We start from the raw sequence: 15,861 nt of genomic DNA, 5'->3' as shown, positions 1-15,861 counted from the left end.
GCTCATTTTAGTCCTGTGGTTGAACCTCTATTTTACCCTGTTCCACGCGGAACATCTTGCCCTTTTCACCCACCATGTCGGTCACTTGTTCAGCGCTGACTGCGCTGACAAAGACTTGAGCCTGGGTGGCTTTCAGGCGATCGGCCAACAGCCGGCGTCGGCCGGTGTCCAGCTCGGAGGCAAAATCATCAATCAGATACAGGCAACGCCGCCCGCTCTGCCGGGTGAGAAACTCACCCTGCGCCAAGCGCAACGCGCACATCAGCAGCTTGAGCTGACCGCGCGACAATAAATCCTCTACCGGCGTGCCGTCGGCACGAATGCGGAAATCCGCCTTGTGCGGCCCTACCGCGGTATAGGTCAGTGCCCTGTCGCGTTCAAACTGGCGCTCCAACAGCTCGCCATAGTCGCTTTCCTTATCCCAGCCGCGCTGGAAGGAGAAGCTCAGGGCAAATTCGGGCAGAAACTGCGCGCAGGTCGCAGTGATATCCGCGGCGATTGCGTCGCTGTAGGCTGCCCGCCAGTCGCTGATGCGCTCGGCCAACGGGATCAGTTCCTGATCCCAGGCGCGAATCTGCGCATAGCGGCTCACCTGGCGCAGCGCGGCATTGCGCTGCTTCAGTAACCGTTTCAGGTTGCTCCAGGCGGTGAAAAAACCGGGTTCGTTGTGAAAACATCCCCAGTCCAGGAACGCGCGCCGAAACTTCGGCCCGCCGTTTAGCAGGGTAAAACCTTCGGGAGTGATCAGTTGCATCGGCAATAGCTGAGCGAGCTCCGCCACTTTGTGGCCGTCGCTGCCATCGATGCGCACCTTGCTGTCCCCCTGGCGGCTTTTACTCAGGCCGACCGACAGTTCGCGTTCGCTGCCGCTGTCTACCCGGCCATGCAGTACGTATTCCGGCTGGTCATGGCGAATCACCCGCCCAGCCTGCAAACTGCGAAAGGCGCGGCCGTGTCCGAGGGTATAAACCGCTTCAAGCACGCTGGTCTTGCCGCTGCCGTTGGCACCCACCAGGAAGTTAAACCCCGGCGCCGGCGCCAAATCCGCCGATTCGATATTGCGGAAGTCTTTAATCAGTAAACGCGTTAATGCCATGCCAATTCCATCACCGGGAAATTACGCTCTATGTGAGGGCGTTATCGATAGCCCGGGTATCGATCAGAGACGCATTGGCATCACGACATAGGCGGCAGACTTGCTGGCGCCGTCTTCGATCTGCACACTGGACACCGAGTCGGTCAACAGCAGACGCACGTCTTCGCACTTCAGCGCGTTCAATACGTCGAGCACGTAACTGACGTTGAAGCCGATTTCCATTTCGGTGCCTTCGTAGATCACGTCGAGAATTTCTTCTGCCTCTTCCTGTTCCGGGTTGTTGGCAGTGATCTTCAGCTGGTTATGGCTGACGTACAACCGCACGCCGCGGAATTTCTCGTTCGACAGGATAGCCGCGCGGGCAAACGCCTGCTTCAGCAGATCGCAGCCGGCCTCCAGCGTTTTGTCCGGGTTCTTCGGCAATACGCGGCGATAGTCAGGAAAACGACCGTCAACCAGCTTCGAAGTAAAGATGAAGTCGCCAACGTGAGCGCGGATGTTGTTACTGCCGATCTGCAGTTGCAACGGCGTGTCTCCGCCGTCCAGCAGACGCACCAGCTCCATCACGCCCTTGCGCGGTACGATCACCGAATGCGACGGCAGTTGTTGGCCTATCGGCATCGCACACACCGCCAGACGGTGGCCGTCGGTAGCGACGGTACGCAGCTCTTCCCCTTCGGTTTCGAACAGCATGCCGTTCAGGTAATAACGCACGTCCTGATGGGCCATCGAAAACTGGGTCGCTTCAATCAGGCGTTTCAGCGTAGCCTGCGGCAAGGTGAACTCCACCTCGCTCTGCCAGTCGTCCAGGTTGGGGAAATCCGCCGCCGGCAGCGTAGACAGCGAGAAACGGCTGCGGCCGGAGCGCACCAGCATCCGCTCGCCGTCGAGCTGCACGGTGATTTCGGCGCCTTCCGGCAGGCCACGGCAGATATCAAAGAATTTACGCGCGGGGACGGTAGTCGCGCCCGCTTCATGGGGTTGAGACAGGGCAACGCGCGCCACCATCTCCATCTCCAGATCGGTACCGGTCAACAGCAGGGAGCCTTCCGTCACCTGCAACAGCAGGTTACCCAGAATCGGCAGCGTTGGGCGACCGCCCAGTGGGCTGCTCACCTGTTGCAGCGGTTTTAGCAGATGCTCACGTTCGACGATAAATTTCATAGCGCTATGAAGATAATGTTCTGATTAAGTTGGAGAAATCTTCTTTGATGTCGTGACTTTCCTCACGCAGCTGCTCAATCTTCCGGCAGGCGTGCAACACCGTGGTATGGTCGCGGCCACCAAACGCATCGCCGATTTCTGGCAGGCTGTGGTTGGTGAGCTCCTTCGCCAACGCCATCGCCATTTGGCGCGGACGGGCGACGGAACGCGAACGCCGCTTGGACAGCAGATCCGCGACTTTGATTTTATAGTATTCCGCCACCGTCTTCTGGATATTGTCGATGGTGACCAGCTTTTCCTGCAATGCCAGCAGATCGCGCAGCGCTTCGCGCACGAAATCAATGGTAATGGCACGGCCGGTAAAGTTTGCATTGGCGATCACGCGGTTCAGCGCCCCCTCCAGCTCACGCACGTTGGAGCGCAGACGCTTGGCAATAAAGAACGCCACCTCGCCCGGCAGACGAATGTTGTTCTCGTCGGCCTTCTTCATCAGAATCGCCACACGGGTTTCCAGTTCCGGCGGCTCGATGGCCACCGTAAGCCCCCAGCCGAAACGCGACTTGAGGCGATCTTCTACCCCGTTGATCTCTTTTGGATAGCGATCCGAGGTCAGGATGATCTGTTGATTGCCTTCCAATAGTGCGTTGAAGGTATGGAAAAACTCTTCCTGCGAACGCTCTTTATTGGCAAAAAACTGGATGTCATCGATTAACAGCGCGTCGACCGAACGGTAATAACGCTTAAATTCTTCGATGGCGTTGTTCTGCAAGGCTTTGACCATGTCCTGCACAAAGCGTTCCGAATGCATATAGACCACTTTGGCGTTGGCCTTGCGCGCCATGATGCCGTTGCCAACCGCGTGCAACAGGTGGGTTTTACCCAGGCCGGTGCCGCCATACAGGAACAGCGGGTTGTAAGCGCCGCCGGGATTGTCCGCCACCTGGCGTGCCGCCGCGCGCGCCAGCTGGTTTGACTTACCCTCGACGAAGTTGTCGAACGTGTGTTTGGGGTTGACGTTGGAGCGATAGGACAGCTCCGGCTGCGGTGCCGCATTATCCCAGCTCGGCCGCGAAGGCGCGGCAGTACGCGCCACCGGCGCCGCCGGTGCGCTGCGGCTTTCGGCCACCGCCTGGCTGACGGCTTGAACCATCGGTTTGCTGCCCACTTCAAAACGCAGCAACGGGGCGTCGGTACCGCAGAAATCGTTCAGCAGTCCATTGATGTTGTTTAAGTATTTATCGCGGACCCAGTCCAGCACAAAGCGATTGGGCGCATACAGCGCCAGGGTGTTGTCACTCAGTTCCGCCTGCAATGGGCGTATCCACATACTAAATTCTGTGGCAGGTAACTCATCCTGCAATCGGGCAAGACACTGCTGCCAAAGCGAAAGTGACACGGCGGACTCCACTCGAACAAGATCAATAAAAGAAAAGAATCAGGCTACTTTTTTATAACTCATGATTTTTGACACACGCCCGGCATCGGCTGACCGCCTGGGGGCATGCGAACCGCCTTTCACGGTTTATGTCCTGCACGATCCCCGGCAGGAGATCGCGATCGGAATGACGGATCATAGCGCAAACGGAGCAAGAGATCCTCCCCTTCATCACAGATTAGATCCATTTTATCCACAGCCCCCGGCAGACGGCGATCTTTTCGCCCGTCAGGCGGCAATCACCGTGCGATCTCGCACGTTGCCGCACCGGCGCGCCCTCGCAAACAGGTTATACCTGGTTATCCACGGAAGATCTTTCATTTATATGCCAGGATCGCGCGGGGATCCTTGCGATTTAACCCCGAGTCCGTATAATCTTCGCCCTACGTGTGATACCTGGTTCCTTATATGGTGCGTTATTAGCCAGACGGGATTCTGCGGTGACCACGGGCCAATCGCGGGTTTGACTCGCCATTGGCAAGCAACCAGGTAGGCTATACCCAACGGATTTCACGCTGCAGGCAACGCCCGCTGAAGCAGGAAAGATGACGGGATGGCGTGATGTGAATTGACTCAGGACTGTACAATTATTACAATCCCGCCTCTTTATGTATTGCGATTGAGGCGTCGGTCGTCTTCACGCCGAGTAGCCAAACGCGTTTACTGATCAGTAATCAATTTAAGTTTAGGTAGAAATCGCCATGAAACGCACTTTCCAACCGTCCGTATTGAAGCGCAACCGTAGCCACGGTTTCCGTGCTCGTATGGCCACCAAAAATGGTCGTCAAGTTCTGGCCCGCCGTCGTGCGAAAGGCCGTACTCGTCTGTCTGTTTCTAAGTAATAAAAGCTAACCCGCTGAGTGGTTAAGCTCGCTTTTCCCAGGGAGTTACGTTTGTTAACTCCCACTCATTTCACTTTCGTCTTCCAGCAGCCACAACGGGCCGGCACGCCGCAAATTACCATCCTCGGCCGCCTGAACCAGCTGGGGCATCCCCGCATCGGTCTTACCGTCGCCAAAAAACACGTCAAACGCGCGCATGAGCGCAACCGGATCAAACGCCTTACCCGCGAAAGTTTCCGCTTGCACCAGCACCAATTACCGGCGATGGATTTTGTGGTGGTAGCCAAAAAGGGGATAGCGGATCTGGATAACCGCGCATTGACGGAAGCTTTGGAAAAATTATGGCGTCGCCACTGTCGCCAGGCTCCCGCATCCTGATCGGGCTGGTGCGAGCCTATCAGCTCGTTATCAGTCCGCTGCTTGGGCCACGTTGTCGCTTCCAGCCGACATGCTCTCATTACGCAATTGAGGCATTAAGCAGGTTTGGCATGATAAAAGGCAGTTGGTTGACAGTGAAACGCGTATTAAAATGCCACCCTTTGAACCCAGGTGGCGATGATCCCGTGCCGCCGAAAACCGACGATAACAGAGAACACTAACGATGGATTCGCAACGCAATCTTCTTCTCATCGCTCTGCTGTTCGTGTCTTTCATGATCTGGCAGGCTTGGCAAACGGACCACGCTCCGCAACCAGCCGCGCAGACCACGCAACAGACCACGAACGCCGCAACCGGTGATGCTGCCAGCCAGGCCGTGCCAGCCAGTGGCCAGGGTAAACTGATTACCGTTAACACTGACGTGCTGTCGCTGACCATCAACACCCGCGGCGGTGACATCGAGCAGGCTAAACTGTTGGCCTACCCGGATACTCTGGGTTCATCGACGCCTTTCCAGCTACTGGAAACTACCCCGTCGTTCGTCTATCAGGCGCAAAGCGGCCTGACCGGCAAAAATGGTCCGGACAACCCGGCCAACGGCGAACGCCCTCTGTTCCAGGCAGCGCAGGATACCTTTACGCTGGCTGATGGCCAGGATGAACTGCGCATCCCGCTGACCTATACCCGCGACGGCGTTGAATACACCAAGACCTTCGTGCTCAAGCGCAACCATTACGCGGTTGGCGTTGACTATAGCGTCAACAACAAAGGCACCACCCCGCTGGAACTGTCGCTGTTCGGCCAACTGAAGCAGACCACCGAGCTGCCTAAGCATCGCGACACCGGCAGCAACAACTTTGCGTTGCACACCTTCCGCGGCGCGGCGTACTCCACCAGCGAGACCAAGTACGAGAAATACGCGTTCGACAAGGACGAAAACCTGAATGTTTCCACCCAGGGCGGCTGGGTTGCGATGCTGCAACAGTACTTCGCCACCGCGTGGGTACCGGCAACGCAGGGCACCAACACCTTCTACACCGCCAAACCGGGCGACAACCTGTCGACCATCGGCTTCAAGGCCACGCCAGTTGTGGTACAGCCGGGCGCGCAGCAGCAGCTGAACGCCACGCTGTGGGTCGGCCCGGAATTGCAGGATCAGATGGCGCAGCTGGCGCCGCACCTGGACCTGACCGTCGATTACGGTTGGCTGTGGTTCATTTCCCAACCGCTGTTTAAGCTGCTGAAGTTCATTCACGGCTTTATCGGCAACTGGGGCTTCTCGATCATCATCATCACCTTCATCGTGCGCGGCATCATGTACCCGCTGACCAAGGCGCAGTACACCTCGATGGCGAAAATGCGCATGCTGCAGCCAAAACTGCAGGCGATGCGTGAACGTATCGGTGACGACAAGCAGCGTATGAGCCAGGAAATGATGGCGTTGTACAAAGCGGAGAAAGTGAACCCGCTGGGTGGCTGTCTGCCGTTGATCATCCAGATGCCAATCTTCCTGGCGCTGTATTACATGCTGATGGGCTCGGTCGAGCTGCGCCACGCGCCGTTCGCCCTGTGGATCCACGACTTGTCGGCGCAGGATCCGTACTACATCCTGCCAATCCTGATGGGCGTGACGATGTTCTTCATCCAGAAGATGTCGCCAACCACCGTTACCGATCCGATGCAGCAGAAAATCATGACCTTTATGCCGGTGATCTTCACAGTGTTCTTCCTGTGGTTCCCGTCAGGTCTGGTGCTGTACTATATCGTCAGTAACCTGGTGACCATCCTCCAGCAACAGCTGATTTATCGTGGGCTGGAAAAACGCGGTCTGCACAGCCGCGAAAAGAAAAAATCGTAAGCGTATTGTAGGGGCTCGGCACGCTGGCCCTTTGCAATAACACCAAGAGGCGGTCATTAGACCGCCTTTTTGCATATTGTCAGAACGGCAGCCAACGGCGCTGCAATGTGAAGGATTAGGCTATATGAGCACTAGCGATACCATCGTCGCCCAAGCCACCCCACCGGGACGCGGTGGCGTCGGCATTTTGCGTATTTCCGGCCGCGCAGCCCAACAGGTGGCGCAAACGCTGCTCGGCAAGCTGCCAAAACCGCGCCATGCCGATTATCTGCCGTTCCGCGATGCCGACGGCGCAACCCTCGATCAGGGCATTGCACTGTGGTTCCCCGGCCCGAATTCCTTTACCGGCGAAGACGTGCTGGAACTGCAGGGCCACGGCGGGCCGGTGATCCTCGATCTGCTGCTCAAGCGCGTACTGGCGCTGCCAGGCGTGCGCATTGCCCGGCCGGGGGAGTTCTCCGAGCGCGCCTTTCTGAACGACAAGCTCGATCTGGCGCAGGCCGAGGCGATTGCCGATCTGATCGATGCCAGTTCCGAACAGGCGGCACGTTCGGCAATGAACTCGCTGCAAGGGGCGTTTTCCAGCCGTATTCATCAGCTTGTGGAAGCACTTACTCACCTGCGAATCTACGTGGAAGCGGCCATCGACTTCCCGGATGAGGAAATCGACTTCCTGTCTGACGGCAAAATCGAAGCGCAGCTGAACGGTGTGATGAACGATCTGGACAGCGTGCGCGTCGAGGCACGCCAGGGCAGTCTGCTACGCGAAGGCATGAAGGTGGTGATCGCCGGGCGTCCAAATGCCGGAAAGTCCAGTCTTCTCAATGCATTAGCCGGTCGTGAAGCGGCAATTGTCACCGACATCGCCGGCACCACCCGCGACGTATTGCGTGAGCACATTCATATCGACGGCATGCCCCTGCACATTATCGACACCGCCGGGCTGCGGGAAGCCGGCGACGAAGTGGAGCGTATTGGCATCGAACGTGCGTGGAACGAGATTGAACAGGCGGATCGCGTGTTGTTTATGGTGGATGGTACCACCACCGAGGCGACCGAGCCCGGCGAAATCTGGCCGGAGTTTATGGCGCGCCTGCCAGCCACGTTGCCGATAACCGTGGTACGTAATAAAGCGGATATCACCGGCGAACCGCTGGGCCTAAAAGAAGTGAATGGTCACTCACTTATTCGCCTGTCGGCCCGTACCGGCCAAGGCATTGAGGTGCTGCGCGATCACTTGAAGCAGAGCATGGGCTTTACCAGCAATATGGAAGGTGGGTTCCTGGCACGTCGTCGCCACCTGCAGGCACTGGAACAGGCGGCCCAGCATCTGGTTCAGGGCAAAGAACAGTTAGTAAGCGCTTACGCGGGGGAGCTGTTGGCGGAAGAATTACGCCTGGCACAGCAGGCGCTGAGTGAAATTACCGGCGAATTCACCTCTGACGACCTGCTGGGGCGAATTTTCTCCAGCTTCTGTATCGGCAAATAACCTGGCGCGGCGCCACCGGGCACGTCAAGCGGGAGAACGGCAACCATGAGTGATGCAAAGAACCATTGGGTAACGGCCAGCGACGTTGCGCGTCTGGCCGGCGTTTCTCGTTCCGCAGTGTCGCGCACCTTCACGCCCGGTGCCTCGGTGTCGGAAAAAACGCGCCAACGGGTGGAGGCCGCAGCGGCAGAATTGGGTTATCAGGTGAATATCATCGCGCGTTCGATGATTACCGGTAGCAGCAATTTTATCGGCCTGGTGACCGCCGGCTTTGATAACCCGTTCCGCAGTAAATTGCTGGCGCCGCTGGTGCATCACCTGGCGTTGCAAGGCTTTATGCCACTGCTGCTGAACGCCGACGACCCGAAACAGCTGGCGCCACGGCTGCGTGAGTTATTAAGTTATCACGTTGCCGGCGTGATCCTGACCTCTGGCGCGCCGCCGCTGTCGCTAGCGGAAGAGTATCTGGCGCGCAAAATCCCGGTAACGCTGATCAACCGCCAGGTTGAACTCAGCGGCGCCGATCAGGTTTGCAGTGACAATCACCAGGGCGCGCGGTTGGCCGCACGCCAGCTGATGCAACACCGCGTGACCTGCCCGGGCTTTATTGGCGAAAGCGCGTCCTTCAGCAGTCTGCAGCGCCAACAGGCGTTCGAAAGCCAGTTCGACGCTCAACGCCAGCCGATGGCCCGCGTGATTTGCCCCCATGGCGGTTATCAGGCCGGCTGGGACGCCGCCGCCGCCCTACTGGCGCAACAACCGCACCTCGATGGCCTGTTTTGCGCCACCGATATGCTGGCGATGGGCGCCATGGACTTTATGCGTCAGCAGCGCCCTGGGCAGCAATTGCCACTGGTCGGCTTCGATGACATCCCACAGTCCGCTTTCGCCCCCTATCAGCTCACCACTCTGCGGCAAGACACCGATGCATTGGCCAGTACCGCAGTAGCGCTTCTGGTCAGCCGCATACGCCATTTCGACCAGCCGGCAGTACGCAAGAGCGTGCCAGTTGAACTTATCGTGCGCCAATCCGCCTAAAACGAAAGATCTGTTTTATGCGTAGCCGATCACGGAATAAGTTTTTCACTTTAGCCATTATCCTGTAGCACCATTGCAACAAAACAACGATATCATCTTATTTTGCACACGAGTGCAATTAGTGGCGGAGGGGAAATGACGGCAACATCAGCACAGGATATCAGCGCACGTTATCACTTTGCATGCGACGTGGCGCGCCAGGCCGCCGAGCTGGCTTACGATTTTTATCAACGGCGCCAACAGCTGGCGGTGGAACACAAGGGCGATGATTTACAAGACGTGGTCAGTCAGGCCGATCGTGAAGTCGAAGCGTTGACGCGCCGGCTGATCGCCCAACGCTTTCCACTGGACGACTTTCTGGGCGAAGAAAGCGGCGGCAGCGGCGGTAGCGCCGCCTGCACCTGGGTCGTCGATCCGATCGACGGTACCGCGTGTTTTCTCAATGGCTTACACACCTGGTGCGTGTCGATCGGCGTGATCGTTGACGGCGATCCGGTTATCGGCGTGGTCTACGATCCCAACCATCGGGAAATGTTTCACGCCTGCAAGGGTCAGGGAGCGTTTCTCAACCACGATCCTATCCGCGTGCATGCAGGTAGCTCGTTACGCGACGGCGTGATGGGCGTCGGGACTTCCCACCGCGTCACGCCTGAGGATTTCGTGCCGTTTATCAGTCGGTTATTACACGCCGGTGGCATGTTTATCCGCAGCGGTTCCGGCGCGTTAATGACCGCCCAGGTCGCCGCCGGGCGCCTGATCGGTTATTACGAGCCGCACATGAACGCCTGGGACAGCCTGCCCGGCATCGTACTGGTGAGAGAAGCCGGCGGCGTCAGCAATGATTTCCTGGCTGACCACGGTTTGCAACGTGGCAATGTGCTTTTAATGGCCAACGCGGAAATTTATTCTCAGCTGAGCGAATTGATTCAGCAAAAAATAAAATAACGGCGTTGCTCACTTAACTCATGGAAAAGCAATTCATTCGGATTATGTGCCCTACAAATTAAATTAATAAGGACGAACTTCTCTGCCAATGGAATAACCAGAGAGCGCTTAATCAGCGTGTATTTTGCCAATCCGCCCTACGGAGTGAAATTATGTCTGGTATATTCGCTTTTTTTAAAGCGGCGCCGGCCACGCCTTCTCATGGCCCGCTGAATGAAAAGAAATTCCTTACCCTGCGCTGGCGAACCTTTCTGGCGATGACGGTAGCCTACGTGATGTTTTACGTTTGCCGACTGTCGTTCACCGTGGCGAAAAGTGCCCTGGTGGACATTGGCATCAGCCCGACCGAGTTGGGCATGATCGGTTCCGCGCTGTTCTTCTGCTACGCCATCGGCAAGCTGGTCAACGGTTTCCTGGCCGATCACGCCAACGTGGTACGCTTTATGAGCCTGGGGCTGCTGCTCAGCGCAGGGATGAACTTTATGATGGGCACCACCAGCAACGCATTGCTGTTGACGCTGTTCTGGGGCATCAACGGCTGGGCGCAGTCAATGGGCGTCGGCCCCTGCGCGGTGTCACTGGCACGCTGGTATGGCAATAAAGAGCGCGGTACCTTTTACGCCATCTGGTCCACCGCGCATAACATCGGTGAAGCCATTACCTATATGGTGATTGCGGCGGTCATCGCCGCGTTTGGCTGGCATGCCGGCTACTTCACTACCGCCATGCTGGGAGGCGTGGGTATCGTGTTGATCCTGCTGTTTATGTGTGACTCACCGCAGAGCGCCGGCTACCCGCCGATCGGCGTTATTCGCCATGAGACGGAAACGCTGAGCGAAGACCGGGGATCGGTGCTGAAAAATCAGCTGTGGTCGCTGCGCAACCCGGCGCTATGGACGCTGGCGCTGGCGTCGGCCTTTATGTATATCGATCGCTACGCGGTGAATTCGTGGGGCATTTTCTTTTTGCAGCAGGCCAAGCACTACTCCACGCTGGAAGCCTCCAGCATTATCGGCGTTAACGCCATTGCCGGCATCGCCGGGACCATTATTGCCGGTATGTTGTCCGATCGCTTATTCCCACGTAATCGCAGCGTCATGGCCGGGATTATCGGCCTGCTCAATACCGCCGGGTTCGCTCTGATGGTATGGCTACCGCGCAATTACTACAGCGACATCGCCTCAATGGTGATTTTCGGCGCCACCATCGGCGCGCTGACCTGCTTCCTCGGCGGGTTGATCGCGGTGGATATTTCGTCGAAGAAAGCGGCCGGCGCGGCACTGGGCACTATCGGCATCGCCAGTTATGCCGGAGCCGGGCTGGGAGAGTTCCTTACCGGTGTGATTATCGATCGGACCTCGGTAATAGAAGCCGGAAAAACGCTGTATAACTTCGATACATTATCGCTATTCTGGATTGCCTGCGGGTTATTATCGGCGGCACTGACGTTTATTACCGCCACGATTGTCGCACACCGTCATGCTATAAAACGCGTGGCAAGCACATCCTGACTATCAATAGCAATATCCTGTTTGTTAATCGCCATAAATTTATTTAATCTGAATATACATTAACGAGGAATATATTATGTTGCTATTGCAAAAGGACTGGTCGCGTCTGTTATTTGCCGTCACGCTGGGTATGATTTCCAGCGTAGCCCAGGCTGAGCCGCGCTACGTATTGGAAAAGGTGGTTGAGGTCAGCCGCCACGGCGTACGCCCGCCGACCTCAGGCAACCGGCAGGCGATGCAGGCGGGAACCGGCCGAGAGTGGCCACAATGGCTGACGCGCGACGGCGAACTCACCGGCCACGGTTATGCCGCCGCCACGCTGAAAGGACGCTATGAAGCCGACTATTATCGCCGTCAGGGCCTATTGGCCAACGGCTGTCCGAGCGCGGGGGCGGTGTATGTCTGGGCCAGTCCGCTACAGCGCACGCGAGCCACCGCACAGGCGTTGATGGACGGCGCATTTCCCGGCTGCGGGGTCGCCATTCATGCGGCCGCCACCGAACAGGATCCCCTGTTTCAGGCAGATAAAATGGGCCTGGTGCCGCTCGATGCCGAACGGGCTCGCACGGCAATAAGGCAGGCGATGGGCGGCAGCGCCGAGCAGGTGAAAACGCGCTTTAGCGCTGACATTCGGCGTCTGCAAGCGGCGGTCTGCCTGCCGCAACAGGCTTGCCCGGCCTTTGAACAACCGTGGGAAATCACTCAGGAGCACGACGGCCGCTTCAGCATCAACGGTCTGGGGACGTTGTCCAACATGGCGGAAAGCATTCGCCTGGCCTACAGCGAAAACCAGCCGACGGCGCAGGTCGCCTTTGGCCACGGTGTCAACGCATCGGCCGTCGCGCCGTTGCTGCCCCTGCTCACCGCCCGCTATGACTTTACCAATGACGTGCCCTATATCGCGCAACGCGGTGGCTCGGTGCTGTTAAACCAAATCGCGCTGGCGCTGGCCGCCGATCGAACCTCTGCCGGGGCGCCACCGGCGGCGCGCTGGTTGCTGTTTGTCGCGCATGACACCAATATCGCTTATCTGCGCACCCTGCTTGGCTTTAGCTGGCAACAGGGGCTTTACCCACGCGGCAATATTCCCCCGGCTGGCAGTCTGGTATTCGAACGCTGGCGCGATCGGCAAACGGGCCAGCGCTTCCTGCGTCTGTACTTCCAGGCGCAATCGCTGGATCAAATCCGCCAGTTGTCACCGCTGAGCACGCTGTCGCCACCGTTAAAAACCGAGTTCAGCCGTCCTGGCTGCCGGCAGTTGTCACTGGGCGTACTCTGTCCCTGGACTGAGTCGATGCAACGGATGCGCGCGGCTATCGACCCGACGGCGCTGCCTACGGTGCAGTACCGGCCATAACCTCCCCCCTGCGGCGCGCACTCTGCGCCGCAGCAATGCCCACGCAATAAATAGGATAAACCGCATATGCGTTTTTAATGAAAAATCTTAAGGTTACGCATAATCTACCTCTCCAGCGACGAGGATCTTACTGACATGGAGTGAATAATGGCATGCCATTTTGCCCGATGGAGCACGACACCCACTCAGTTGAATACCCAACGGTTGAGCACAGAGCTGATCGCCAGCAGCGCGACCTTCTCCACCAAGCGCCGTCAGCGCTTTCTGCAGGGGCGCATTCTGCTCGCCGAGATGATGTTTTATCTGTATGGCCTGGCGAAATTGCCGCCGATCGCCACCACGCCCACCGGGCGCCCGTGCTTTGCCGATCATCACCTGCCCGATTTCAGCCTGGCTTACGCCGGTAACACCGTTGGCGTATTGTTAAGCAACGAAGGCAAAGTGGGTCTGGATATTGAAGTCATGCGCGCGCGCGTCGCCAATCAGCAAAAGATGCAGTATCAGTTCCAAAGCGCCAGCGAAACCGCCTGGATCGGCATGCAGGACGATCGGCTAGAGGCGGAAACCCAGCTGTGGAGCATCCGCCAAAGCGTGCTGAAAATCTCCGGCTTGGGCAATAGCGGCCAGGCGACGCTCAGCCTGCGGCCGTTTTCCGGCCAATTGCGCTCCAGCGTAACGCCCAAAGTGCAGGTAATGAGCGACGCCGATGAATATCAAAGCTGGTCCTGTGCGCGCGAACCGCAGCTGGAACGCCTGATGTGCTGGCACTATGAACCACGGTCGGGACTGGAAAGAAAAGGCGAGATCTCGGCGCGCTCGCCGACCGACTCGCTGCGCTTTATCAAGCTGTCCGGTCTGCCGGACTTACGCTAATGCAGGCCACCGGCGGCGATGGATATAAATAAACCGTATACCGCTGTTCCCTGCGATTTATTTGCCCTAGTATTTATCGGTGTTCCACGCTGAATCTGTTCATTAGAAAGGGAGAGTCATCATGTCAGACCAAGCATTAAAAATCGTAACCCTGCTCGGCAGCCTGCGTAAAAACTCCTACAACGCCATGGTAGCGCGTACGTTACCGAAGCTGGCACCGCCCGGTGTGACCATCGAGGCACTGCCTTCAATCCGCGATATCCCGATTTACGACGCCGACCTGCAGCAGGAGGAGGGCTTCCCCGCTACGGTTGAGGCCATCGCCGAACAGATTCGCCAGGCGGATGGGGTGATCATCGTGACGCCGGAATATAACTATTCAGTGCCGGGCGGCTTGAAGAACGCCATCGACTGGCTTTCTCGTCTGCCAAACCAGCCGCTGGCTGGCAAGCCGGTGGCCATTCAGACCAGTTCAATGGGGCCTATCGGCGGCGCACGCTGTCAGTACCATCTGCGCCAGATCCTGGTATTCCTCGACGCCATGGTGATGAACAAACCGGAGTTCATGGGCGGCGTGATTCAGAACAAGGTTGACGAGCAAGTCGGCGAGCTGGTTGAGCCGGGTACGCTAGACTTCCTGACCGGCCAGCTGTCTACCTTCAGCGACTATATCCGTCGGGTGAGATAAAGCCTGGTTAGCGGCGCCTTCCCTTACGCCGGAAGGCGCCGATGCTGCAACCGCCACGCCTACCGCTATTTTAAAATAAAGACATAACGCCATGTATTTTTTTGTTTTAGCCTTATTGCTGGCTGTTATCACCAGACCCTTGTTTGCCGAACAGATGCGTTACCCGGCCGGAGAAGAACCGGTGGAATTGCCCGCACATCACCTCTTGAACGCCAAATTGTCACGGGCGGCGCACAATCAGGAAGAAAAAAAAATTGAGGCGATATCGCTGTATTTGACCCTGATGCGTGAAGATGAACACAACGTCTGGGCTCCCTATCAGCTGGCGGCCTCTTCTGCGGAAAAAGGGCAAACCGAGCTGGCGGAACGTTATCTGCAGCTGAGCGCCGAACGCGGGTTGTGGTATTACTACAATCTGTTGGAAGACGATTCGTTCAGCAGTATTCAGCATCGCCATACCTATCAATCCATCCTCGCACAGGCCAAAGCCCGCTATCTGCAACGCGCCAGGCAATTTGAAGGGAAAGCCAGCTACGCCCTGCCAAGCGGCCCTACGCCCGCCGGTGGCTGGCCAACGGTGGTGTTTCTGCATGATTACGGCAAATCCGCCAGCATCAGCGCCGAAGATCGCCTGCTGTTCAGCTCCCTTGGCGCCGCCTACATTGAGCTGAACGGTACGCAAATGCTGTCGGAAAACAGTTTCCGCTGGTCCAATTACAGCGATGAAAGCACCCAAAGCGCTATTCAGCGCGCGCTGGCACCGCTGATCCGCCAACTGAATCTCAACCCGCAACAGGTATATTTGTCAGGTCGCGGCCAGGGTGCGTTGCACGCCGCCAACCTGCTGGCGAAATATCCGCAGTTTTATGCCGGCGCGCTGCTGATCGCGCCGCACGGCGAAATCACCCCAGCCAGACAGACGCTGGCTGAAAACAAGCGTATCGTACTGGCTTACTACGATCGTCAGAATTTTAGCGAACGGGCGCTGGCGCTGCGTTTCGCCGAACTGTTCAATACCGGCAATCAGGTGCAGCTACAGCGTTTTAATCAGGCGGAAAGCGCCAACGTCGGTTGGCAGGGGCGTTTTGCGCGGCCAATGGAATGGATGCTGGGAAAGGCACCGGACGCACATCCGGGCGGATAAAAAACGGGTCCAGCAAGCTGGACCCGGCTTTCTGCCAACGGAA

The 15,861-nt window shown here is 57.6% G+C and carries 15 protein-coding genes; 12 read left to right on the top strand and 3 right to left on the bottom strand.

Annotated elements, in window-relative coordinates; genetic code table 11:
• Positions 1–7: 7 nt before the first annotated feature.
• The 3 genes from recF to dnaA all read right to left on the bottom strand — a co-directional run bounded on the left by recF (position 8) and on the right by dnaA (position 3,656).
• The gene (recF, locus tag ACCC84_RS15930) at positions 8–1,096 is read right to left on the bottom strand and encodes a DNA replication/repair protein RecF (protein WP_004956992.1); all 1,089 of its coding nucleotides are present in this window, start codon (positions 1,094–1,096) and stop codon (positions 8–10) included.
• 63 nt (positions 1,097–1,159) lie between these two features.
• Positions 1,160–2,260 carry a DNA polymerase III subunit beta gene (gene dnaN, locus ACCC84_RS15925; RefSeq protein ID WP_004956990.1) on the bottom strand — a complete coding sequence of 367 codons (1,101 nt, stop codon included), beginning with the start codon at positions 2,258–2,260 and terminating at the stop codon, positions 1,160–1,162.
• A 4-nt stretch (positions 2,261–2,264) separates the two neighbouring features.
• Positions 2,265–3,656 (bottom strand): chromosomal replication initiator protein DnaA, encoded by a 1,392-nt coding sequence (gene dnaA / locus ACCC84_RS15920; RefSeq protein ID WP_071586645.1) that lies wholly within the window; start codon positions 3,654–3,656, stop codon positions 2,265–2,267.
• Between the two features lie 740 nt (positions 3,657–4,396).
• Here dnaA and rpmH point away from each other — a divergent pair.
• The 12 genes from rpmH to ACCC84_RS15860 all read left to right on the top strand — a co-directional run bounded on the left by rpmH (position 4,397) and on the right by ACCC84_RS15860 (position 15,818).
• On the top strand, positions 4,397–4,537 hold the full coding sequence (gene rpmH / locus ACCC84_RS15915; protein WP_005976668.1) for a 50S ribosomal protein L34: 141 nt from the start codon (positions 4,397–4,399) through the stop codon (positions 4,535–4,537).
• Between the two features lie 18 nt (positions 4,538–4,555).
• Positions 4,556–4,915: a ribonuclease P protein component gene (gene rnpA, locus ACCC84_RS15910; protein ID WP_071586644.1), complete on the top strand. Its 360-nt coding sequence runs from the start codon at positions 4,556–4,558 to the stop codon at positions 4,913–4,915.
• Positions 4,879–5,136, top strand: a complete 258-nt coding sequence (yidD, locus tag ACCC84_RS15905; protein ID WP_071586643.1) for a membrane protein insertion efficiency factor YidD — start codon at positions 4,879–4,881, stop codon at positions 5,134–5,136. The genes rnpA and yidD overlap by 37 nt, the downstream gene beginning before the upstream one ends.
• Before the next feature lie 2 nt (positions 5,137–5,138).
• Positions 5,139–6,773 carry a membrane protein insertase YidC gene (gene yidC / locus ACCC84_RS15900; RefSeq protein ID WP_004956981.1) on the top strand — a complete coding sequence of 545 codons (1,635 nt, stop codon included), beginning with the start codon at positions 5,139–5,141 and terminating at the stop codon, positions 6,771–6,773.
• Between the two features lie 124 nt (positions 6,774–6,897).
• Positions 6,898–8,262, top strand: coding sequence for a tRNA uridine-5-carboxymethylaminomethyl(34) synthesis GTPase MnmE (mnmE, locus tag ACCC84_RS15895; RefSeq protein ID WP_004956979.1), 1,365 nt, complete (start codon positions 6,898–6,900; stop codon positions 8,260–8,262).
• A 45-nt stretch (positions 8,263–8,307) separates the two neighbouring features.
• Positions 8,308–9,300 (top strand): LacI family DNA-binding transcriptional regulator, encoded by a 993-nt coding sequence (locus ACCC84_RS15890; RefSeq protein ID WP_004956977.1) that lies wholly within the window; start codon positions 8,308–8,310, stop codon positions 9,298–9,300.
• 135 nt (positions 9,301–9,435) lie between these two features.
• Positions 9,436–10,245, top strand: coding sequence for an inositol monophosphatase family protein (locus tag ACCC84_RS15885; protein ID WP_198774083.1), 810 nt, complete (start codon positions 9,436–9,438; stop codon positions 10,243–10,245).
• 152 nt (positions 10,246–10,397) lie between these two features.
• Positions 10,398–11,756, top strand: a complete 1,359-nt coding sequence (locus ACCC84_RS15880; protein WP_198774082.1) for an MFS transporter — start codon at positions 10,398–10,400, stop codon at positions 11,754–11,756.
• Between the two features lie 76 nt (positions 11,757–11,832).
• Entirely contained in the window at positions 11,833–13,113 is a 1,281-nt protein-coding gene (locus ACCC84_RS15875; protein ID WP_004956971.1) for a histidine-type phosphatase, read from the top strand.
• 147 nt (positions 13,114–13,260) lie between these two features.
• Positions 13,261–13,986, top strand: a complete 726-nt coding sequence (locus tag ACCC84_RS15870) for a 4'-phosphopantetheinyl transferase family protein (RefSeq protein WP_004956969.1) — start codon at positions 13,261–13,263, stop codon at positions 13,984–13,986.
• Positions 13,987–14,107: 121 nt separating this feature from the next.
• Positions 14,108–14,674 (top strand): NADPH-dependent FMN reductase, encoded by a 567-nt coding sequence (locus tag ACCC84_RS15865; RefSeq protein WP_004956967.1) that lies wholly within the window; start codon positions 14,108–14,110, stop codon positions 14,672–14,674.
• Between the two features lie 91 nt (positions 14,675–14,765).
• Complete coding sequence (locus tag ACCC84_RS15860; protein WP_273868448.1) at positions 14,766–15,818, top strand: alpha/beta hydrolase; 1,053 nt, start codon at positions 14,766–14,768, stop codon at positions 15,816–15,818.
• Positions 15,819–15,861 lie beyond the last annotated feature (43 nt).

Source organism: Serratia odorifera (genome assembly GCF_041448735.1).
Taxonomy (GTDB): domain Bacteria; phylum Pseudomonadota; class Gammaproteobacteria; order Enterobacterales; family Enterobacteriaceae; genus Serratia_F; species Serratia_F odorifera.
The sequence above is the reverse complement of the archived record's forward strand: the minus strand, read 5'-3'. Positions and strand labels throughout refer to the sequence as shown.

Coding starts and splice junctions, on each gene's coding strand:
- ACCC84_RS15860 (WP_273868448.1), top strand. CDS start 14,766: ATGTATTTTTTTGTTTTAGCCTTATTGCTGGCTGTTATCACCAGACCC.
- ACCC84_RS15875 (WP_004956971.1), top strand. CDS start 11,833: ATGTTGCTATTGCAAAAGGACTGGTCGCGTCTGTTATTTGCCGTCACG.
- ACCC84_RS15880 (WP_198774082.1), top strand. CDS start 10,398: ATGTCTGGTATATTCGCTTTTTTTAAAGCGGCGCCGGCCACGCCTTCT.
- yidC (WP_004956981.1), top strand. CDS start 5,139: ATGGATTCGCAACGCAATCTTCTTCTCATCGCTCTGCTGTTCGTGTCT.
- ACCC84_RS15870 (WP_004956969.1), top strand. CDS start 13,261: ATGGCATGCCATTTTGCCCGATGGAGCACGACACCCACTCAGTTGAAT.
- dnaN (WP_004956990.1), bottom strand. CDS start 2,260: ATGAAATTTATCGTCGAACGTGAGCATCTGCTAAAACCGCTGCAACAG.
- ACCC84_RS15865 (WP_004956967.1), top strand. CDS start 14,108: ATGTCAGACCAAGCATTAAAAATCGTAACCCTGCTCGGCAGCCTGCGT.
- mnmE (WP_004956979.1), top strand. CDS start 6,898: ATGAGCACTAGCGATACCATCGTCGCCCAAGCCACCCCACCGGGACGC.
- ACCC84_RS15885 (WP_198774083.1), top strand. CDS start 9,436: ATGACGGCAACATCAGCACAGGATATCAGCGCACGTTATCACTTTGCA.
- ACCC84_RS15890 (WP_004956977.1), top strand. CDS start 8,308: ATGAGTGATGCAAAGAACCATTGGGTAACGGCCAGCGACGTTGCGCGT.
- rpmH (WP_005976668.1), top strand. CDS start 4,397: ATGAAACGCACTTTCCAACCGTCCGTATTGAAGCGCAACCGTAGCCAC.
- recF (WP_004956992.1), bottom strand. CDS start 1,096: ATGGCATTAACGCGTTTACTGATTAAAGACTTCCGCAATATCGAATCG.
- yidD (WP_071586643.1), top strand. CDS start 4,879: ATGGCGTCGCCACTGTCGCCAGGCTCCCGCATCCTGATCGGGCTGGTG.